Source organism: Streptomyces sp. DH-12, assembly GCF_002899455.1.
Taxonomy (GTDB): Bacteria; Actinomycetota; Actinomycetes; order Streptomycetales; family Streptomycetaceae; genus Streptomyces.
On the sequence record NZ_PPFB01000001.1, the window covers coordinates 3,428,175 to 3,447,796 of the forward strand.

19 protein-coding genes are annotated in these 19,622 nt (G+C 72.8%); 5 read left to right on the forward strand and 14 right to left on the reverse strand.

Annotated features, from left to right (window positions below):
• Window positions 1-34: 34 nt before the first annotated feature.
• Together C1708_RS14180 and C1708_RS14185 are read right to left on the reverse strand one after the other, a co-directional pair.
• Window positions 35-493 carry an Lrp/AsnC family transcriptional regulator gene (locus C1708_RS14180; protein ID WP_106413018.1) on the reverse strand — a complete coding sequence of 153 codons (459 nt, stop codon included), beginning with the start codon at window positions 491-493 and terminating at the stop codon, window positions 35-37.
• A 102-nt stretch (window positions 494-595) separates the two neighbouring features.
• The gene (locus tag C1708_RS14185; RefSeq protein ID WP_106413019.1) at window positions 596-1,282 is read right to left on the reverse strand and encodes a UbiX family flavin prenyltransferase; all 687 of its coding nucleotides are present in this window, start codon (window positions 1,280-1,282) and stop codon (window positions 596-598) included.
• A 90-nt stretch (window positions 1,283-1,372) separates the two neighbouring features.
• Here C1708_RS14185 and C1708_RS14190 point away from each other — a divergent pair, with 90 nt between their 5' ends.
• Window positions 1,373-2,053 (forward strand): rhomboid family intramembrane serine protease, encoded by a 681-nt coding sequence (locus C1708_RS14190; protein WP_241911250.1) that lies wholly within the window; start codon window positions 1,373-1,375, stop codon window positions 2,051-2,053.
• On the opposite strand, the gene mqnP is transcribed toward C1708_RS14190, so the two are convergent.
• Both mqnP and C1708_RS14200 read right to left on the reverse strand, forming a co-directional pair.
• Window positions 1,989-2,894 (reverse strand): menaquinone biosynthesis prenyltransferase MqnP, encoded by a 906-nt coding sequence (gene mqnP, locus C1708_RS14195; RefSeq protein WP_106413020.1) that lies wholly within the window; start codon window positions 2,892-2,894, stop codon window positions 1,989-1,991. The two genes, C1708_RS14190 and mqnP, sit on opposite strands and share 65 nt — an antisense overlap.
• Window positions 2,891-4,348, reverse strand: a complete 1,458-nt coding sequence (locus tag C1708_RS14200) for a menaquinone biosynthesis decarboxylase (RefSeq protein ID WP_106413021.1) — start codon at window positions 4,346-4,348, stop codon at window positions 2,891-2,893. Before C1708_RS14200 ends, mqnP begins: the two co-directional genes overlap by 4 nt.
• Before the next feature lie 66 nt (window positions 4,349-4,414).
• Here C1708_RS14200 and C1708_RS14205 point away from each other — a divergent pair, with 66 nt between their 5' ends.
• The gene (locus tag C1708_RS14205) at window positions 4,415-4,747 is read left to right on the forward strand and encodes a PLD nuclease N-terminal domain-containing protein (RefSeq protein WP_106413022.1); all 333 of its coding nucleotides are present in this window, start codon (window positions 4,415-4,417) and stop codon (window positions 4,745-4,747) included.
• Window positions 4,748-5,098: 351 nt separating this feature from the next.
• On the opposite strand, the gene ccsB is transcribed toward C1708_RS14205, so the two are convergent.
• From ccsB to hemL, 7 genes are all read right to left on the reverse strand, one after another.
• Window positions 5,099-6,208, reverse strand: a complete 1,110-nt coding sequence (gene ccsB, locus C1708_RS14210) for a c-type cytochrome biogenesis protein CcsB (protein WP_106413023.1) — start codon at window positions 6,206-6,208, stop codon at window positions 5,099-5,101.
• Complete coding sequence (gene resB, locus C1708_RS14215) at window positions 6,205-8,007, reverse strand: cytochrome c biogenesis protein ResB (RefSeq protein WP_106413024.1); 1,803 nt, start codon at window positions 8,005-8,007, stop codon at window positions 6,205-6,207. The genes ccsB and resB overlap by 4 nt, the downstream gene beginning before the upstream one ends.
• A 4-nt stretch (window positions 8,008-8,011) precedes the next feature.
• The gene (locus C1708_RS14220; protein ID WP_106413025.1) at window positions 8,012-8,785 is read right to left on the reverse strand and encodes a cytochrome c biogenesis CcdA family protein; all 774 of its coding nucleotides are present in this window, start codon (window positions 8,783-8,785) and stop codon (window positions 8,012-8,014) included.
• 1 nt (window position 8,786) lies between these two features.
• A complete protein-coding gene (locus C1708_RS14225) occupies window positions 8,787-9,446 on the reverse strand; it encodes a TlpA family protein disulfide reductase (protein ID WP_106413026.1) in 660 nt (219 codons plus the stop codon).
• 77 nt (window positions 9,447-9,523) lie between these two features.
• Window positions 9,524-10,819 carry a polysaccharide deacetylase family protein gene (locus tag C1708_RS14230; protein ID WP_502696063.1) on the reverse strand — a complete coding sequence of 432 codons (1,296 nt, stop codon included), beginning with the start codon at window positions 10,817-10,819 and terminating at the stop codon, window positions 9,524-9,526.
• Between the two features lie 131 nt (window positions 10,820-10,950).
• Window positions 10,951-11,598: a histidine phosphatase family protein gene (locus C1708_RS14235; protein WP_106416299.1), complete on the reverse strand. Its 648-nt coding sequence runs from the start codon at window positions 11,596-11,598 to the stop codon at window positions 10,951-10,953.
• Window positions 11,599-11,636: 38 nt separating this feature from the next.
• Window positions 11,637-12,953 carry a glutamate-1-semialdehyde 2,1-aminomutase gene (gene hemL / locus C1708_RS14240; protein ID WP_106413028.1) on the reverse strand — a complete coding sequence of 439 codons (1,317 nt, stop codon included), beginning with the start codon at window positions 12,951-12,953 and terminating at the stop codon, window positions 11,637-11,639.
• A gap of 328 nt (window positions 12,954-13,281) precedes the next feature.
• Here hemL and C1708_RS14250 point away from each other — a divergent pair, with 328 nt between their 5' ends.
• Window positions 13,282-13,890: a hypothetical protein gene (locus C1708_RS14250; RefSeq protein WP_198602497.1), complete on the forward strand. Its 609-nt coding sequence runs from the start codon at window positions 13,282-13,284 to the stop codon at window positions 13,888-13,890.
• An 86-nt stretch (window positions 13,891-13,976) separates the two neighbouring features.
• Here C1708_RS14250 and C1708_RS14255 read toward each other — a convergent pair whose 3' ends face one another.
• Entirely contained in the window at window positions 13,977-14,972 is a 996-nt protein-coding gene (locus C1708_RS14255; RefSeq protein WP_241911251.1) for a phosphotransferase family protein, read from the reverse strand.
• A gap of 30 nt (window positions 14,973-15,002) precedes the next feature.
• Window positions 15,003-15,836 (reverse strand): alpha/beta fold hydrolase, encoded by an 834-nt coding sequence (locus tag C1708_RS14260; protein WP_106413031.1) that lies wholly within the window; start codon window positions 15,834-15,836, stop codon window positions 15,003-15,005.
• A 73-nt stretch (window positions 15,837-15,909) separates the two neighbouring features.
• Here C1708_RS14260 and C1708_RS14265 point away from each other — a divergent pair, with 73 nt between their 5' ends.
• Window positions 15,910-16,365: a MarR family transcriptional regulator gene (locus C1708_RS14265; protein WP_106413032.1), complete on the forward strand. Its 456-nt coding sequence runs from the start codon at window positions 15,910-15,912 to the stop codon at window positions 16,363-16,365.
• 57 nt (window positions 16,366-16,422) lie between these two features.
• Here C1708_RS14265 and C1708_RS14270 read toward each other — a convergent pair whose 3' ends face one another.
• Window positions 16,423-18,360, reverse strand: a complete 1,938-nt coding sequence (locus C1708_RS14270) for an AfsR/SARP family transcriptional regulator (protein ID WP_106413033.1) — start codon at window positions 18,358-18,360, stop codon at window positions 16,423-16,425.
• A gap of 340 nt (window positions 18,361-18,700) precedes the next feature.
• Between C1708_RS14270 and C1708_RS14275 the strand changes: the two genes are divergently transcribed.
• Complete coding sequence (locus C1708_RS14275) at window positions 18,701-19,579, forward strand: alpha/beta fold hydrolase (RefSeq protein ID WP_106413034.1); 879 nt, start codon at window positions 18,701-18,703, stop codon at window positions 19,577-19,579.
• The last annotated feature ends 43 nt before the right edge of the window (window positions 19,580-19,622 follow it).

Consider the following 19,622-nt stretch of genomic DNA (forward strand, 5'->3'; position numbering starts at 1 on the left):
CCGAAAGACCGACTCGCCCCACCGTACGCCCCGGTCAGCCGGTCTCCTCGGGCAGCTCACCCACGCGGTTCTCCCACTTGGTGGAGAGCACGATGGTGGTGCGGGTGCGGGAGACGCCCTTGGTGCCGGACAGCCGGCGGATGATGCTCTCCAGGCCGTCCACGTCGGTGGCGCGCACCTTGAGCATGAACGAGTCCTCGCCGGCGATGAACCAGCAGTCCTCGATCTCCCGGAGGTCCTTCAGCCGCTGGGCCACGTCCTCGTGGTCGGCGGCGTCGGAGAGGGAGATGCCGATGAGGGCGGTGACGCCGAGGCCGAGCGAGGCGGCGTCCACCGTGGCGCGGTAACCGGTGATGACGCCGGCCGCCTCCAGCCGGTTGATGCGGTCGGTGACGCTGGGTCCCGACAGACCGACGAGGCGCCCCAGCTCCGCGTACGAGGCCCGGCCGTTCTCCCGCAGGGCCTGGATGAGCTGCCTGTCCACCGCGTCCATCGAATCGATGCCTTCCACTGAAGAGGTACGGAGTTTCCGAGAGGTGGTGCCGTGTGGTGCGTCCGCGGTCCGGCGGGGGCACCGGGCCGCGGGGCGGGTGGATCAGCCGTCCGCGCGGGATCCGCCGCCCAGTTCGCCCTCCCAGCGGCGGTACAGGGTGTGGGGGACGCCCGCCGCGTCGAGCACGCGTCCGGCGACGAAGTCCACCAGGTCCTGGATGTGCGTCGCGCCCGCGTAGAAGGCCGGTGAGGCGGGCAGCACGGTCGCGCCCGCGTCGTCCAGCGTCACCAGGTGCCGCAGCGTCTGGCCGTTCAGCGGGGTCTCCCGTACGGCCACGACCAGCGGGCGGCCCTCCTTGAGGGTGACGCTCGCCGCCCGCTGCAACAAATCCTTGGACAGCCCGAGCGCCACCCCGGCGACGCTCGCCGTGGAGGCGGGCACGATCAGCATGCCCTTGCTCGGGTACGACCCCGAGGACGGTCCGGCCGCGAGGTCCCCGGCGGCCCAGTACCGTACGCCGTCGAGGTCGACGGAGAAGGTGTCCGGCTTTCCGTCCGCCCCCCGGGAGAGCCATTCCCGCAGGTCGTCACGCCAGTGGGCGTCCCGGAAGGCGATCTTGGTCTCGTCCAGCAGGGTGAGCCGCGAGGCCCGGCTGACGACGAGGTCGACGCTCTCCCCCGCGGCGAGCAGCCCACGCAGCACGGCGGCGGCGTAGGGAGTGCCGGAGGCGCCCGAGACCCCTACGATCCAAGGCGATCGCCGCGTCTCTCCTGGCTTGGCTGGGTTCACGGGACCGAGCCTATCCAAAGTCGCAGGGCGGGAACCGGCCCAGGGGTGCCGGGCGTTCTACCCGACAACGGCCCGGCGTGGGGGTGGACGATGACGGACACGCGTCTCACATGGTCGCGCGGCGACCGGGTGCGGGCCGCCGCCGTGCTGATGGCGGGCTGGGTGGCGCTGCTGTGGGTGCTCGAGGTGGTCGACGTGGCCACCGGGCACGCGCTGGACGGCTTCGGCGTCGTGCCGCGCACCCTGTCCGAGCTGGTGGACGTCGTCCCGTCCGCCTTCGTGCACTTCGGCTTCTCCCACGTGGCCGCCAACAGCGTGCCGCTGCTGGTGCTGGGCTTCCTCGCCGCGCTCGGCGGGATACGCCGGTTCCTCGTCGTGTGCGCGCTGATCGTCGTCGCGGACGGTCTGGGCGTGTGGCTGGTCTCCCCCGCGGACAGCAACACCGCGGGCGCCTCCGGCCTGATCTTCGGCCTGTTCGGCTATCTGCTGGTGAGCGGCTTCGTCGAGCGCCGTCCGCTGGGCGTGCTGGTGGGTGTCCTGGTGGCCGCGGTCTGGGGCGGCTCGATCCTCGCGGGGATCGCCCCCACCCAGTCCGGCGTCAGCTGGCAGGGCCATCTGATCGGCCTGGCGGCGGGCGTGGCGGCGGCCTTCCTGCTCCGCCGCCGCCCCGCTGAACGCCGCGAGCCGGTCCTCTGGACGCGCCCGCTCACACGGTCAGCCCGCGCACCAGCAGGTCGAGGAGCGCGCAGACGAACAGGGCGATGCCGATGAAGCCGTTGACGCTGAAGAAGGCGCGGTTGACGCGGGTCAGGTCGTGCGGGCGGACGATGGTGTGCTCGTAGACGAAGGCGGCGGCCACGATCAGCAGGCCCAGCCAGAAGAAGGCGCCGGCGCCGGTGAGCACCGCGTACCAGACGAACAGGGCCGTCGTCACGGTGTGGCAGGCGCGGGCGCCCCAGATCGCCGCGGGGACGCCGAAGCGGGCCGGGACGGACCTCACGCCGATCTCCCGGTCGGTCTCGACGTCCTGGCAGGCGTAGATCAGGTCGAAGCCGCCGATCCAGATGCCGACCGCGAGGCCGAGGACGACCGCGTCCCAGGACCACGACCCGGTGATCGCCAGCCAGCCGCCGACCGGGCCCATCGCCTGCGCGAGACCGAGGATGGCCTGCGGGAAGTCGGTGAACCGCTTGCCGTACGGATACACCACCATCGGGATGACGGCGACGGGCGCGAGGGCCAGGCACAGCGGGTTGAGCAGGGCCGCCGCGCCGAGGAACACCGCGAGGGCGATCAGCGCGCCGGTCCAGGCGTGCTTGACCGACATCGCCCCGGTGACCAGCTCGCGGTGCGCGGTGCGCGGGTTCCGGGCGTCGATCTCGCGGTCGATGATGCGGTTGGCGGCCATCGCGAAGGTGCGCAGGCCCACCATCGCCAGCGTGACCAGCAGCAGCTTGCCCCAGTGGATGTTCCGGTCCCACTCGTGCATCGCGGTGAGCGCGGCGATGTAGGCGAAGGGCAGCGCGAACACCGAGTGCTCGATCATCACCAGGCGCAGGAAGGCCTTGGTGCGGCCCGGCTGCTGCGGGAGGGCGGCGGAGGCCGAGGTCACAGCCCGTACTCCTTCCAGCGGCGGTCGACCTTCGCGGCGGTCTCCGGGTCGGACTCGACCATGTCGGGCCAGCCGCCGTCGCGCGTGTATCCCTCCTCGGGCCACTTCTTCGTCGCGTCGATGCCCGCCTTGCCGCCCCAGAACTGCTGGTACGACGCGTGGTCGAGATGGTCGACGGGGCCCTCGACGACGGTGAGGTCGCGGGAGTAGTCGGTGTTGCCCAGCGCCCGCCAGGCGACCTCGTGCAGGTCGTGCACGTCGCAGTCGGAGTCGACGACCACGATCAGCTTGGTCAGCGACATCATGTGCGCGCCCCAGACGGCGTGCATCACCTTCTGCGCGTGCTTCGGGTACTTCTTGTCGATCGAGACGATCGCGCAGTTGTGGAAGCCGCCGGCCTCGGGCAGGTGGTAGTCCACGATGTCCGGGACGATGATCTTCAGCAGCGGCAGGAAGAAGCGCTCGGTGGCCCGGCCCAGGGGGCCGTCCTCCGTGGGCGGGCGGCCGACCACGATCGACTGGAGCAGCGGGCGCTTCCGCATCGTCACGCAGTCGATCGTCAGCGCGGGGAACGGTTCCTGCGGGGTGTAGAAGCCGGTGTGGTCGCCGAAGGGGCCCTCCGGCAGCATCTCGCCGGGCTCCAGCCAGCCCTCCAGGACGACCTCCGCGTGCGCGGGGACCTGGAGCGGGACCGTCTTGCAGTCCACCATCTCGATCCGCTTGCCCTGGAGGAACCCGGCGAACAGGTACTCGTCGATGTCGCCGGGCAGCGGCGCGGTGGAGGCGTACGTCACGGCGGGCGGGCAGCCGAAGGCGATGGCGACCGGCAGCCGCTCACCGCGCCGCGCGGCCACCTGGTAGTGGTTGCGGCTGTCCTTGTGGATCTGCCAGTGCATGCCGATGGTGCGCTTGTCGTGGCGCTGCAGCCGGTACAGGCCCAGGTTGCGGACGCCGTTCTCGGGGTGCTTGGTGTGGGTGAGCCCCAGGTTGAAGAAGGAGCCGCCGTCCTTGGGCCAGGTGAAGAGCGCCGGGAGCGACTCCAGGTCCACGTCGTCGCCGGTGAGCACGACCTCGTGCACGGGCGCGTCGGAGGACTTCACCTTCTTCGGCGGCACGTGCGTCATCGCGCCGAGCTTCCCGAACGCCTCACGCACCCCGACGAAGCCGTGCGGCAGCTCGGGCTTGAGCAGCCCGCCGATCTTCTCCCCGATCTCCGCGTAGGACTTCAGGCCCAGCGCCTTCAGCAGCCGGCGGTCGGTGCCGAAGACGTTCATGGCGAGGGGCATCGCGGAGCCGCGCACGTTCTCGAAGAGCAGGGCGGGACCGCCGGCCTTGTTCACCCGGTCGACGATCTCACCGACCTCCAGATGCGGGTCGACCTCGGCCTTGATGCGCTTGAGGTCTCCCTCGCGCTCCAGCGCCCTGAGCAGGGAGCGAAGATCGTCGTAAGCCATGGGGTCCAGTATCCCCGAGCGGCTACGCTGGACGGGTACCGCCCACCCCTTTCGCTGGAGAGGCCCATGCTTCGGGTGCTCATGTTCCTCGTGCCACTGGCCCTGAGCGTCTACGCGTTCATCGACTGCATCAGCACCAAGGACGAGGACATCCGGCACATGCCCAAGCCGTTGTGGGCGATCCTCGTGCTGTTGTTCCCGCTGGTCGGGTCGATCTCCTGGATCATCGCCGGCAAGAAGCGGCAGCCCGCCGGCGCGGGCGGTTCCGCCTGGGGCCGGGGCGGCGGCCGGCAGCAGTGGGTGGCGCCGGACGACAACCCGGACTTCCTGAAGTCGCTGGACGACGACAAGGACAAGGACGACAAGCCGGGGGACGGCGATCGCGGCGGGGCCGGCTGACCGCCTCCGCCCGCGTCGGCTCCCGGCCCGGCTCCGGGACGCCGTGCCCGTGCGGCCCCGCACCGTGTTCGAGCCGCTCGGCCGGGCGCGTGCCAGGCGCCTGCCGGTCTTCGCGGGGATCACGGTGCCGCCCGGACCGGGACGCCGTGCGGACGATCCGGTACGTGCCGCCCGAGGCGCCCCGCGGATTCCACCGGGCCGCCGGCACTCTTGCCGTCCGCGTCGGTCCCGGCACGCCGGGCCTCGCCCGGCGCCCGGCGTGACGGGTGAGGACATCGGGGAGTGAACGCGGCGGAGGCCGCCCCGGACCGTGGTCCGGGGCGGCCTCCGTGCGGCGCGTGGCGGCTCGGCTCAGAAACCGGCCGCCTGGAGCACGCCCAGGCCGACGTCGGCGTAGGAGTGCTTGCCGGAGACGAAGATGTTGACGCCGTAGTAGTTGAACAGCCAGCAGCCGAAGGCGAGCAGGGCCAGGTAGGCGGCCTTGCGGCCCTTCCAGCCGGCGGTGGCGCGGGCGTGCAGGTAGCCGGCGTAGGCGACCCAGGTGATGAAGGACCAGGTCTCCTTGGGGTCCCAGCCCCAGTAGCGGCCCCAGGCGTCGCCGGCCCAGATGGCGCCCGCGATGATCGTGAACGTCCACAGCGGGAACACGGCCGCGTTGACGCGGTAGGCGAACTTGTCCAGCGAGGCCGCCGCGGGCAGCCGCTCCAGGAACGACGTGGCGAAGCTGCCCGGCTTGCCGCCGTTCGCCAGCTTGTTCTCGTACGCGTCCTTGAAGAGGTACATGATCGTCGTGAACGCGCCGACGTAGAACACCGCGCCGCACAGGATCGCCGTGGAGACGTGGATGTAGAGCCAGTACGAGTGCAGGGCGGGAACCAGCTGGTCGCTCTCGGTGTACAGAACGGTGACGGCGAGACCGAGGTCCAGGAGGACCGACGTGGTGAGGAACAGGCCGAGCCAGCGCACGTTCTTCTTCAGCGCCAGCAGCAGGAGGTACACACCCACCGCGGTCGTGGAGAAGGTGATGTTGAACTCGTACATGTTGCCCCACGGCGCCCGCTCCACGGACAGCGCGCGGGTGAGCACCCCGCCGAACGCCAGCGCGAACGCGAGCACGGTGAGGGAGATGGCGATGCGTCCGTAGAGGTCGCCCTTCTCGTCGCCGCCGTGCGCCCCGGGCCCGTCGGGCACGTCCCGCGAGCCGGACGCGGCGCGGACCACGACCTTCGGCCGCTCCAGCACGGCGGTGCCGCCGCCCTGCTTCACGGTCACGGCCGGCGCCTGCCCCGTCGTCTTCCTCGGGGTGAGCGCGGCCGCCGTGCGGGCGACCTTGCTCCGGCTGCCGAGGAGCCACTCGGCGATGTACGCGAAGAAAGCGAGGGTGTAGACCGCCATCGCGGAGTAGATCAGCATGTTGCTGATCTCCGCGAGGTTCTCGTTGGTCGCGGCGGCGAGAGTCACTGCTGCTCAGCCCCTTCGGCAGGCACGGCTTGGGAGTCGGGGTCGGTGGACTTGGTTCTTCCGGATCCGTCGGGCGTTCCGGGGTCTTCGGGGGGCGTGCCGTCCTGCTCCGGTGTGCCCTTCGGCTCCGGTGCGTCGTCCGGTACGCCGGGCGTCCGGTCGTAGAGCATCCCGGCGAGGTCGCCGAGTTCCTCCGGCACCTTCGCGGACTCGCTGCGGCCGAGGCCCGCCATCTCGACGACGGTCACGCCGTCGTCGCCGCGCACCGCGCGCACCCACACCCGCCGGCGCTGGACGAACAGCGAGGCGGCCAGTCCGCCGATCGCCACGACGGCGCCGCCGAGCGCCCAGCCGCCGCCCGGTTCCTGGACGACCTGGAAGCCGGCCCACTCCTTGATGTCCTTCTCGAAGGTGATCGAGCCGGCGCCGCCGGGGAGCGTCATGGTCTCGCCGGGAAGGAGCAGCTTCTTCAGCAGCTCCCCGTCGGCGTCCTTGAACTCCTTCATCTTCGTCTTGTCCATCTGGTACACGCTCTGCGGAATGCCGGAGTCGGCCTTCAGGTCGCCGTGGTAGGCGTTGAGCGCGAGCACCGGATAGTCCAGCGCCGGGAACTGGGAGAGCATCGTGCCGCTCGCGGACCCGCCGAAGGTCGGCACGAAGAAGGCCTGGAAGCCGAGCTGCTCCTTCTCGCCCTGCGGGTTGCGGTAGCCGTCGAGGACCTTCACGACGCCGTTGGAGGTGACGTTGTTGTCCAGCGGCAGCAGCGGCACGGCGTCCTGGTAGACGATCTCGCCCTTGCCGTCGCGGACGGTCACGACGGGCGCGTAGCCGTGGCTGACGAGGTAGATCTTGGCGTCGCCGATCTCCAGCGGCTTGTTCACCTTGATGACGGCGCTCTTCTCCTCGCCGTCCGCGCCCTCGGTGTACGTCACCTCGGTCTCGTACGTGCGCGGGGTGCCCCGGTTGGGTCCGGTGCGCTCGTAGGTGCCGGTGAACTCCTCGACGTCGAAGCTGAACGGCTCCAGGTCGTCGTTGGTGAAGAGGTTGCCGGACCTGAAGTCGTCGTACTGGGTGAGCGTGTTGGAGAAGCCGTCGCCCTCGACGACGATCTTGTTGCCCTCGGACTTGAACAGCTGGCCCCAGGCGAAGGCGATCAGCATCACGATCAGCGCGAGGTGGAACGCCAGGTTCCCGAGCTCGCGCAGATAGCCCTTCTCGGCGGCGACGGCGTCACCGACCGCATGGGCGCGGAAGCGGCGCTTCCTCAGCAGCGCGAGGGCGGCCTCGCGCACCTCCTCGGGGCCGGCCGAGGTGCGCCAGGTGGTGTGCGCGGGCAGCCGGGTCAGCCGGCGGGGCGCGCCCGGCGGGCGGCCGCGGAGCTGGCCGACGAACTGCCAGGTGCGGGGCACGATGCAGCCGATGAGGGAGATGAACAGCAGGATGTAGATCGCGGAGAACCACACCGAGCTGTAGACGTTGAAGAGGCCGAGCTTGTCGTAGACCGGCGCGAGGACGTCGTGCTGTTCGCGGAAGTCGGCGACCCGCGTCTCGTCGATACCGGTCTGCGGGATGAGCGAGCCGGGGATCGCGGCCAGCGACAGCAGCAGCAGGAGCAGCAGCGCCACCCGCATGGAAGTGAGCTGCCGCCAGAACCAGCGGGCCCAGCCGATGACGCCCAGGGCGGGCAGGTCGGGCGAGGGCGAGTCCTCCACCGGGGCGGTGGACAGCTGGGAGCCGGCGGCGCCCAGGTCCTGGTCGTCACCGGTCTTCGTGGTGTCGTCCGTCGTCGTGTCGCTCATCGGGTCAGATCCCCACCGTGAAGCCGTTGGACCAGGTCTGCATCTCCGCCACGAGGGTGTCCCACGCGCCGGTCAGCAGGAGCACGCCGGTCGCGATCATCATCGTGCCGCCGATGCGCAGCACCCAGACGTAGTGCCGCTTGACCCAGCCGAAGGCGCCGAGCGCCTTGCGGAAGGCCACGGCGGCCAGCACGAAGGGCACGCCCAGCCCCAGACAGTACGCGACGGTCAGCACCGCGCCCCGTCCGGCGCTCTCCTGCTGCGCGGACAGGGTGAGGACGGAGGCGAGGGTGGGCCCGATGCAGGGGGTCCAGCCGATGCCGAAGAGGGCGCCGAGCACGGGCGCGCCGACCAGGCCGGTGGCGGGGCGCTTGTGGAAGCGGAACTCCCGCTGGGTGAGCCAGGGCATCAGGCCCATGAAGAAGACGCCCATGAGGATCATGAAGACGCCGAGCACCTTGGACAGCACGCCCGACTGTTCCTGGAGCGTCTGCCCGAAGTAGCCGAAGAAGGCGCCGCCCGAGACGAACACGACGGTGAAGCCGAGCACGAACAGGGAGGCGCCGGCGACCATGCGGCCGCGCCGGGCCTCGGCCAGGTCGGTGCCGGAGACGCCGGTGACGTAGGAGAGGTAGCCGGGGACGAGCGGCAGGACGCAGGGGGAGAAGAAGGAGACCAGTCCGCCGAGCACGGCGATGGGCAGGGCCACCAGCAGGGCGCCGTTCAGCACCGTGCCGTTGTAGCCCGTCTCCGCGGCGAGCGTGTGCAGGGCCGTCACGTCACTTCTCCGCGACGACCGGTTCGAGCATCTTCCGCAGCCGTTCCTCGTCGAGGGCGGTCAGCGAGCGGGCGGCGATCCGGCCCTCCCGGTCCAGCACCAGGGTGGAGGGGATGGCCTGCGGGTTGAGGGTGCCCTTCTCGAAGCGGAGCATCAGCTTGCCCGTGGGGTCGTACAGGCTCGGGTAGGTGATGCCGAAGTCCTTCTCGAAGGCGAGCGCGGCGGTGGTGCTGCCGTCGCGGGTGTTGATGCCGACGAACTGGACGCCCTGGTCCGCGTACTCCTGGGACACCTTGGCGAAGTACTTGGCCTCGGCGCGGCACGGGTTGCACCAGGAGCCCCACACGTTGAGGACGACGACCTTGCCCTTGTAGTCGCCGACGTCGAGCTGCTCGCCCTCCAGGGTCTCCCCGGACAGCTCGGGCGCGGCCACGCGCTCGCCCGCGGGGACGGTGGAGATGCCGTCGGTGCCGGTGACGAAGCCGGTGTCGCCGCCTCCGCCGGAGGTGCCCCCCTCCCCGCACGCGGTGAGGAGCAGTGCGGCCGCGGCGGCGCCGGCGGCCAGGGCGGCACGGCGGCGGGCGCGCACGGCACGGGCGGCGCGGTGCGAGCTCTGCGCGGCTCGGTTCGAGCGCTGGGGGGGACGGCTGGCGGCACTCATGTGAAAAGTTTCGCATGCCCGTTCTGGGGATCTTGCGCACCCCCCTGCGCGCCCCGGCACGGGCGGGAACCCGCGTCTCAGGCGGGGCCGGCGGCTCCCGTGGAGGCCACGCCGGCGAGGTCGCGGGTGAACGCCTGCCAGCCGCCGGAGGGTTCCTCGCCGACGTCCAGGGTGCGCAGCCGGTCGAGCATCTCGGGCTTCTGCGCGTCGAGCCAGTCGCAGAACTGCCGGAAGGAGACGATCCTCACGTCGCCGCCCCTCTCCCTCTCCCGCGCGATGTGCTTCAGCGCCTCCTCCACGGCGTCCATGTAGATGCCGCCGTTCCACTGCTCGAAGTGGTTGCCGACGAAGAAGGGCGCCCGGTTCGTCTCGTACGCCCGCTGAAAACCGGATACGTACGCCTGCGTCGACTGCCGTCGCCAGCCCGGGTGGTGGTGGGCCGGGGCGTCGGTGGAGTGGAGCGACTGGTTGGCGAGCATGTTGTAGTCCATCGAGAGGACTTCGAAAGAGCGTCCGGGGAAAGGTATCTGCTGGAGCGGAAGGTCCCATACGCCCTGCTTCCTGGACGGCCAGACCTGGCGTCCGCCGGGCGAGGAGGCGTCGTAGCGCCAGCCCAGCTCGCGGGCGGTGGGCAGCAGCCGGTCCTGGCCCAGCAGACAGGGCGTACGGCCGCCGGTCAGTTCCTTGTCGTAGTCGAACGGCAGCGGCTCCACGTCGGTCCACCCGGAGTGGGTCCGCCACTCCTTCACGAACGACTTCGCCTGCTCGATCTCGCTGCGCCACTGCCCGGGCGTCCAGGTGCCGACGCTGCCCGGGCCGGCGCAGAAGTGCCCGTTGAAGTGGGTGCCGATCTCGTGCCCCTCGAGCCAGGCGCGGCGCAGGTTCCTCAGCGTGTCCTTGATGTGCTCGTCGGTGAGGTAGCCGATGTCGGAGGCGCCGCGCGGGTTGTTCGGCGGGTCGTAGAGCCGCTTCTTCGACTCGGGCAGCAGGTACAGCCCCGAGAGGAAGAACGTCATGGACGCGCCGTGCTCCCGGGCGAGGTCGAGGAAGCGCGGGAACAGCCCGTTGCCGACCTCGCCGGCGCCGTCCCAGGAGAACACCACGAACTGCGGGGGCGCCTGACCCGGCTCCAGGGGCACGGGCGGCTCAGGCTGGCGGGGCTGTCTGCCGGTGAAGGAGGTGGAGCCGTCGCCGATCGGACGGACCGTCGCGGTCGGCTTCGGCGCCGCGGGACGGTCACCGGTCCCGGTGCGGGAACCTCCGCCGGGGGTGGACCCGTCGGAGCCGGCGGGGCCGCCGCAGCCGGCCAAGGAGACGGCGGCAGCGGCACCCGCGCCCAGCCCGAGCATTCCCCTGCGGGAGAGAGCGCGCATGGCGACCCCCTTCGTCACGTCCGTGAGTGGTCACCCGTTCAGAGGACGCGGCGAAGGGGGAGGTTCCCGTCGGATGCGGAGGTTTCGCAACGAAACCCCCGTGGGGGCGGCGCACCGCCCCCACACGGGCGTCACGCGCCGAAGGCCTTGCCCTTGCCCTTCACCGGCCTGGCGCCCGCCCGCAGATGCGCGGGCACCAGGTCGAGGGCGGGCTCGCTGTAACCGACGGACACGATCGTGTCGCCGCGGTACGTGAACGTGGTCAGCGAGGCCAGCGTGCACTGGCGGCGGCGCGGGTCGTGCCACAGCCGGCGCTTCTCCACGTAGGACCGCACGATCCAGATCGGCAGCTGGTGGCTCACCAGCACCGCCTCGTGCCCGCGGGCCGCGTCCCTCGCCGCCTCCAGCGCGCCCATCATCCGGACCACCTGGTCGACGTAGGGCTCGCCCCAGGACGGCTTGAACGGGTTGCGGACGTGCCTCCAGTTGGCCGGGCGGCGCAGCGCGCCGTCGCCGATGCCGAAGGTCTTGCCCTGGAAGGCGTTCTCCGCCTCGATCAGCCGCCGGTCGGTGGCGATGTCCAGGCCGTGCGCCTTGGCGATCGGCTCGGCCGTCTCCTGCGCCCGCTCCAGCGGGGAGGCTCCGACGTGCACGATGTCGCGGGGCGCCAGGTGCTCGGCGACCCGGTCGGCCATGCGGCGGCCCAGCTCGGAGAGGTGGTAGCCGGGGAGGCGGCCGTAGAGGACGCCGTCGGGGTTCTCGACCTCGCCGTGCCGCATCAGGTGGACGACGGTGACGTCCTCGGTGTTCTTGTCGCTCACGCGGTGGCCTCCGCCGCTGCTCGGGCCGCCGCCGGGAGGGCGTCGGCGATGCGCTGGACGGCCCGCTCGTCGTGGGCCGTGGACACGAACCAGGACTCGAAGGAGGACGGCGGCAGGTAGACGCCGTTCGCCAGCAGCGAGTGGAAGAACGCGGTGAAGCGGAACGACTCCTGCGCCTTGGCGTCCTCGTAGTCGCGCACCGGGTTCTCCGTGAAGAACACGGAGAACATGTTGGAGGCGTTCTGCAGCGTGTGCGCGACGCCCTCCTTGGTCAGCGCCTCGGTGACGAGGGACTGGATCTGCGCGGAGACCGCGTTCACCTTCTCGTACGCGGCGTCGTCGAGCAGCCGCAGCTGGGCGAGCCCGGCGGCGGTGGCGACCGGGTTCCCGGAGAGGGTGCCCGCCTGGTACACGGGTCCGGCCGGGGCGAGGTGCGCCATGACGTCGGCGCGCCCGCCGAACGCCGCGGCCGGGAAGCCGCCGCCCATGACCTTGCCGAAGGTCATCAGGTCGGGGCGCACGCCGTCGACGCCGTACCAGCCGGCGCGGCTGGTGCGGAAGCCGGTCATGACCTCGTCGGAGATGTACAGCGCGCCGTTCGCGGCGCACGCGTCCTTCAGCCCCTGGTTGAAGCCGGGCAGCGGCGGGACGACGCCCATGTTGCCGGGGGACGCCTCGGTGATCACGCAGGCGATCTCGCCCGGGTGCGCGGCGAACGCGGCGTGCACGGCGTCCAGGTCGTTGTACGGCAGCACGATGGTGTCGCCGGCCTGCGCGCCGGTGACGCCCGGGGTGTCCGGGAGCGCGAAGGTCGCCACGCCGGAGCCGGCGGAGGCGAGCAGCGAGTCCACGTGGCCGTGGTAGCAGCCCGCGAACTTGATCACCTTGGTGCGCCGCGTGAAGCCGCGCGCCAGCCGGATCGCCGACATGGTGGCCTCGGTGCCGCTGGACACCAGCCGCACCTGCTCCAGCGGCTCGATCCGGGCGACCATCTCCTCGGCGAGCGCGACCTCGCCCTCACCGGGCGTGCCGAAGGAGGTGCCGCGCGCGACGGCCTCCTGGACGGCGGCGATCACCTCGGGGTGCGCGTGCCCGAGGATCATCGGACCCCAGGAGCACACCAGGTCGACGTACTCCCGTCCGTCGGAGTCGGTCAGGTACGGCCCGGTGCCGGAGACCATGAACCGGGGCGTGCCGCCGACGGCGCGGAAGGCACGCACCGGTGAGTTCACACCACCGGGAGTGACGGCCGCGGCACGATCGAACAGCGCCTGCGAGGCTGGGGCTTCGTACGAATATGGCAGTTCGCTCATGACCTGCGACTTCTCCGACCTTTTCCGACGTCCCGGCTGTTCCTCCGGGCTGCGGCTGCTGTGACTCGTTTCAGGGTAGGCCAGGGGCGCTCCGAGGCGTCCCCGCCCCGATCGGGGTTCCGATCGGGGCCCCGGAGCGGCCGTGATCTGCGAAACTGACCCCTGGTGCACACAGCCCGCACGGCCGGGGCGGCCAGGGCCCGCGAAGAACTCGCGGACGGATGGTTCACCGCACGTTTCGGCGGGCGGCCGTGGGGGAGGTCACTGTCACGATGATCGGGTTGCGCGGCGGGGACCACGCGTCCTAGAAAAGCAGTCGGGTGGAGATATGCATCGCGGTGGCGGACTGGGCGAGGGGACCGGTGACCTGGGTCCTCGACGTGCCCGGCGGGGAAGGCACCGACGCGAAGCGGAGGAAACACATCAGACGCGTCGTTCACACGGCGAGCCGGAGCGGATCGGCCCTCTGAGCGGGGCGGGGAGCAGGAATGGTGGTCGGGTGGGGGTGACGTACAAGTACTTCGGCGCGCCGGACGGCGCCACCGCGGCCCGCGTCCCGATCTCCATGCGCCCCGAGGAGCTCGGCGGGGACGAGCTGGGCATGGGCGGCATGTTCACCAAGATCAAGCCGGAGACCATGGCCGCGATGGTCCTCACGGGCATCGAGGGCGTGCCTCTGCACCGCGTGCCGCCGCTCGAACTGGTCGTCCTGCACCCGGACTACGCGGTCGTGAAGCTGCCCATGACGGTGGTGGACCCGCTCCGCGACATAGGCGAGGAAGCGGTCGGCGCGGCCGCGTTCATCTGGTCGACGGTCCCGGACCGCGGCGGCCCGCGCGACGCGTTCAACGTCTACCGGCTCCTCCACGAGTGGCAGGACTTCAGCCACCGGCTGCACGAGGCGGGGCATCAGCCGTACTGCCTGGTGTGGCCCTGAGCGGGGGCTGACGCGACGGGGCACGACGCGACGGGGCGGGTTCCGGGAACCCGCCCCGTCTCGCGTCCGCGGCGGTCGGGGGCGGATCAGCCGTACCGGGTGAACAGGGCGTCGAGGTAGTCCTCCAGGCGGCGGGTGAGGAGTCCGGGGGTCAGGTCGGTGCGGCCCAGGTGGCGCCAGGGGACCGCGACCTTCTCCGCGTCGCCGTAGCCCAGGGCGTCCAGGAGGCGCCAGTGGAGGTGGGCGGCCGGGTCGGGGTCGAGGGTGCCGCCGGCGGCGGTGTAGCGGTCGGCGAAGGCCATGCCCTCGGGGGCGCCGTGCAGCAGGGCGAGGGCGGTCGAGCAGTGGGCCACGTCCAGGTCGGCCGGTCCCCAGGAGGTCTCCACCCAGTCGACGACTCCGCTGACCTCAGGGGCGTCGTCGGGGCCGGTGAACAGGACGTTGCCCGGGTGGAAGTCCCGGTGCAGGAAGCGGCCCGCGTGGGCGGGGGGTTCGCGGCGGATGAGGTCGGCGGCCCGGTGCCACAGCTCGGGGCGACGGGCGGCCGGGGGCGGTGCCACCCGGTCCGGGGAGGCCCAGGCCTGGTAGGCGCGGGGGCGCCGGTGTACGGGCACCGGCAGGCGGTGGATGCGTACGAGAAGGCGGGCGAGCTCGTCGGCCCGGGTCCGCGCGCCCTGGTCGTCCGTGCGGACGGTGCCCGGGAGCAGGGTCATCAGCAGGGACGGGTGGTCGCAGTGCCGGGCGGTCGCGTCCACCGCCACGAGGGTGGCCGCGGGGACGTCCGTGGCGTCGAGCAGGCGCAGGATGTCCGCCTCACGGGTGAGCAGCCCCTCCGCGTGCCGCACGAAGAACGGCTTGACGAAGGACCGCAGGACGAGTGAGCGACGGCCGTCCGGACCGCTGACGTCGAGTCGGCGCATCTCCGACGTCCAGCCGCCGCGCAGCCGCTCCACCCGCTCGATGCGCTCCCCTGCGGACAGGGTCTTCTCCACCCAGGCGCGGGTGGCGTCCCAGGGGTGGCCGGTGTCTTCGGGGTGGCCGGTGTCTTCGGGGTGGTCGGTGTCTTCGGTCGTGGCCGCCATGCGGGGCAGCATACGGACACGGAGGAGCTGTCAGCCGAGGAAACGTGTCAGCCGGTCGTTCAGCTCGCCCGGCTCGGCGAGGGGGAGCGAATGGTGGGTGGCTCCGGGGAGCACCGTCACCTCGCCCTGCGGCAGGACCCGGCGGGCCTGCTCGGCGACCTTGGCGGCATCGTGCGTGCGGCTGTGCTCGGCGAGCAGCACCAGGACCGGCATGCGGAGTCCGGCCACGCGGGGGCGGCCGCCGACGATCAGCTTGCGGCCGGGAACGGTGGCGGCCAGTGCGTAGAGGCGCTGCCAGGTCTCGTCCAGCGGGCGGCCCGCCGTCTCCCAGGACAGGAACGCGCGGGCGCGGGCCTCGCTCGGGCGGATCACGGAGGGCAGCGCGCGCAGCAGGTAGCCGGGGCGGAACCCGGCGAACACCTGGGTGGGATCCACCAGCGCGAGCCGGTCGACCCGCTGCGGCGCGTGCAGGGCGTACCGGGCGGCCAGCCAGGCTCCGTAGGAGTGACCGCACAGGTGCGTGCGGGCCAGCCCGAGTCCGTCGAGCAGCGCGTCCAGCCAGGCCGTCAGGTCGTCGGCGCCCTTCAGCGGTGTGCCCCGGCGCTCGGTGCGGCCGGCGTCGCCCAGCAGGTCCACCGCGTGCACCCGGTGGCGCCGGCCGAGCGCCGGGGCGTTGGCGAACCAGACCAGGCCGGTGGCGGAGCCGCCCGGCAGCAGCACCAGAGGACTGCCGTCCGCCGGACCGTGCACATGCACCCGGGTGGGCCCGTACGGAGTGGCCACATCGCGCTCCTCGGTGGCCTCGGGCCAGCGGGCGCGGAGTTCTTCGTAGGCACGGTCGAAGGCCGACGGCGTTGTGGACACGGAGATACCCCTCGCTCAGCGATAATCTCGTTGAGCGAGATAATAGCCGGGGTCCGGTTCGAGGGAGTTGCGCATGGACGGTCGGGGTCCGGCCATGGGACTGGTGCACCTACTGCGCGCGGTCACCGTGGAGTTCGACCTGCTGGGGGCCGAGTTCGCCGCGCGCCACGGCCTGCACCCCACCGACGTGCGCGCGCTGATCCAGCTGCTGGACGCGGAACGGGCCGGCACCCGGGCCACACCCGGTTGGCTCGGTGAGCAACTGCGCCTCAACTCGGCCGGGACCACGGCATTGGTGGACCGCCTGGAACGGCTGGAACTGGTCCGGCGCAGCAGGGACACCACCGACCGCCGGCGCGTGCTGCTGGAGGTGGAGGAGAAGGCCACACGGCTCGGGTGGGCCTTCTTCGGGCAGGTGATCGACGACGTGGTGGCGGTCTCGCACGACTTCGAGCCGGGCGAACTGGAGACAGTCCGGCGGTTCTTGACGTCGGTGCTGGAGTCCACGAGCAGGACGCGGTCGTCCTGACGCGAGCGGGGCCGGCCGGGCCGGAGGATCCGACGTCACGGGGTCGTGCGGCTCCGCTCATCCCGTGCCCGCGCACGCCTCCGCCTCGTCCAGGTACGCCGCCACCGGGCCCAGGGTCAGCATGCCGCAGGCGGCACCCGCGTGTTCCGTGCGGGCGTCGCGGAGGGCGGCCGCGGCCCGCGCGGCGGTGCCGCGGTCGCCCAGGCGGACGGCGGCGCGGGCGATCAGGCACCACAGGGCCTCCTGCATGTGGTCGGGCGGTGGTGCGGGCGCCGCGGCGAGGGCGGCCCGGGCCGGTGCGTCCCGGCCCTGGTCGAGCAGGAGGAGGGGTTCCGTCCAGGGGCGGTACGGACCCCAGTCGAGGCGGGGGCCGTCGGGCGCGGGCCGGCCGTGCAGCAGGCGCAGGCCCAGCAGGGCGAGCGGGAGCAGACCGCGGTGCAGGCCCGGCATCCCGGCCGTACGGAGGGCCTCGTCGGCGGTGCGGTACCGCGCGGCGACGTCGGCGGCGGACGGTCCGCCGGGCTCGGTGCTGCGGGCGGCCGCGGCCCGGGCCCGGAACCAGGCCGTGAGCACGGGGACGAGGGGCGCCTCGGTGACGGCGGCGAGCTGTTCGGCGGCTTCCGCGTGGGCGGACGCGGTGTCCAGGTCGCCGAGGGCGGAGGCGGACTGCAGGCGGACGAGCCGGCCGAGCACGGCGAAGGCGGGCAGGCCGTGGGTGGTGGCCAGGTCCAGGATCTCGGCGCCGATGCGGTCCCGTGCGGTCGCCAGTCCGGGGCGGGTGAAGGACTGCAGGAACACTCCGTTGAGGGCGAAGGCCAGGAGGGCGGGGTCGCCCAGGTCCCGGGCCGGCGCCTCGGCCCGCCGTGCCGCGTCCCGGGCGCGGTCCCGCTCGGGCGGGGTGAGGTCGGCGCTGCGGCTCTCGACCGCGATCGTCGCCAGGAGGCGGACGGTCAGGCCGGCGGGGGCGTCGGGACCGAGCGCGGTGAGCGTGCGCCGCGCGGCCTCGACGACCGCCCGGGACTGCACGGGGTCGTCGGCCCGGCTCCACAGGGCGGGCACGTCGTAGGCGCCGATGACGCGGGCGGTGAGGGCGAGGTCGCCGGTGCGTTCCGCCGCCGTGATCGCGGCGAGGCGGTCGCTCCGGGAGCGGACCAGGGCGTCGCCGCCCGCCAGGGCGAGGGTGCGGGCCAGGTCCACGGTGGTGCGGGGGCCGAGGGGGACGCCGGAGCCGGTCCAGGTGGCCGCCGAGGCGGCGAAGGGCGTGACCCCGTTGAGGAGGTCCGTCTCCAGGCGCGAGAGGTCGGCGCCCGGGTCGAGACCGAGCTGGTCGGCGAGCGTGGCGCGGGCCCGGCGGAGGGCGGCCAGGGCATCGGCCCGGCGGCCCTCGTGGTGCAGGGCGCGGGCGAGGAGCGTCCAGGCGGGCTCACGCCAGGGGTGTGCGGCGACGTGGTCGCGCAGGTCGGCGACGAGGCCGGCGCCCTCCCCGCGGTCGAGGAGGAGACGGGCGCGCAGCTCGACCGCCTCCGCCCGCAGCTCGTCCAGCCGAGCGCGCTCGCGTTCGGCCCACGCGGAGCCGGTCACGTCGGCGTAGGCGGGTCCGCGCCAGGCGGCGAGCGCCTCGCCGAGCGAGGTCACCGCGCCGGGGGTGTGCCGGGCGCGGGTCAGGGCGTCCTGGAAGCGGTGCGCGTCGACGTCCTCGCGCGGCAGGCGCAGGGCGTAACCGGGGCCCTCGGTGACCAGGACGCGCGGTGGTGTGCGGGGCGGCCGGCCGGGTTCGAGGGCACGGCGCAGCGCGGCGACGAAGGTGCGCAGGGCGCCCACGGCACGGGCCGGCGGATCGGCCCACAGGTCGTCGACGAGCGTGTCGGTGGTGACCATCCGCCCCTCGGCGGCGACGAGACGGGCGAGGACCTCACGGTGGCGGGGTCCGCCCAGGGCGACGGGAGTGCCGTCGCCCTGGGCGGCCCGGACGGTGCCGAGCACGTCGATGCGCATGGTTCCCATCCTGGGGCGGAGGGGGGAAGGCGTCGCACGCACCCGCCCCGAAGACCCGTGCCGGTCCCCGTACCCCCGGTTCCCGAGGCCGGGGGAAGCGGTCGCCCGGGTCCGGCGCCGCGGCCCAGGGGCGGGTCGTCGCCTGTCTGCTTCTCCGGAGCCGGAGGCGACCCGATGCCCGCTCCGGGCCGGGGACCGTGACCGCGGCCCCCCGCCCGCGGGCGGGCGGCCGGCGGGCGCGTGCCCCGGAGGCCGAGGCCCCCGCCGTACTGATCCGTTGCTCATCGCCCTGCCCCACGCTGCTCGGGTCCTGCACCACCTGGAGAGACGGACCGACCCCATGACACCCACCATCCCCGGCTTCGAGCACCTCCGCCTGCCCGGCGTGGACGGCGTCGAGCTGGCTGCCGCCGTCGGCGGGCACGGCAGCCCCGTCGTGTTGCTGCACGGTTTCCCCCAGACCCATCTGATGTGGCGGCACGTCGCCGAGCGGCTGGCCGGCGAGCACACGGTGATCTGCCCCGACCTGCGCGGCTACGGCGCCAGCGACAAGCCGGCGGCCGACTCCCCCGGCGTGTACGCCAAGCGCACCATGGCGGCCGACGTCGTGGCCCTGGCCGCCGCGCTCGGCCACGACCGCTTCGCCCTCGTCGGTCACGACCGGGGCGCCCTCGTCGCCTTCCGGGCCGGGCTCGACCACCCGGAGACCGTCACGCACCTCGGCATCCTCGACATCGTGCCCACGCTCGACATGTGGGACGTCCTGCACGGCGTCTCCGCGGCGGTCGCGTACCACCTGTACCTGATGGCGCAGCCGCCCGGTCTGCCGGAGGCGATGATCGCGGGCAGCGCGGACGCCTTCTTCGGGTCGTTCCTCGACGCCTGGTCCACCGGTCCGGACGCGCTGCCTCCGGAGGTGCGCGCCGAGTACCTGCGGGCGAGCCGCGCGGCGGTGCCGTCGATCGTCGCGGACTACCGGGCCTCGGCGGGCGTCGACATCGAGCACGACCGGGCCGGTCTGGACGCGGGGGCCCGGCTCGCCATGCCCGTGACGGTCCTCCAGCAGGACTGGGGCGCCCAGCTGGGCTACGACGCCGCCGCGGTGTGGGGGGCCTGGGCGCCGGATCTGGACCACCGGCTGACCGGGGCCGGGCACTTCATGGCCGAGGAGGCGCCCGAGGAGGTCACGGCGGCGATCCGGGAACTGCTGACCCGATAGCTGACCCGATAGACGGGCCCGACCGACAGGGTGCGCCTTCCGG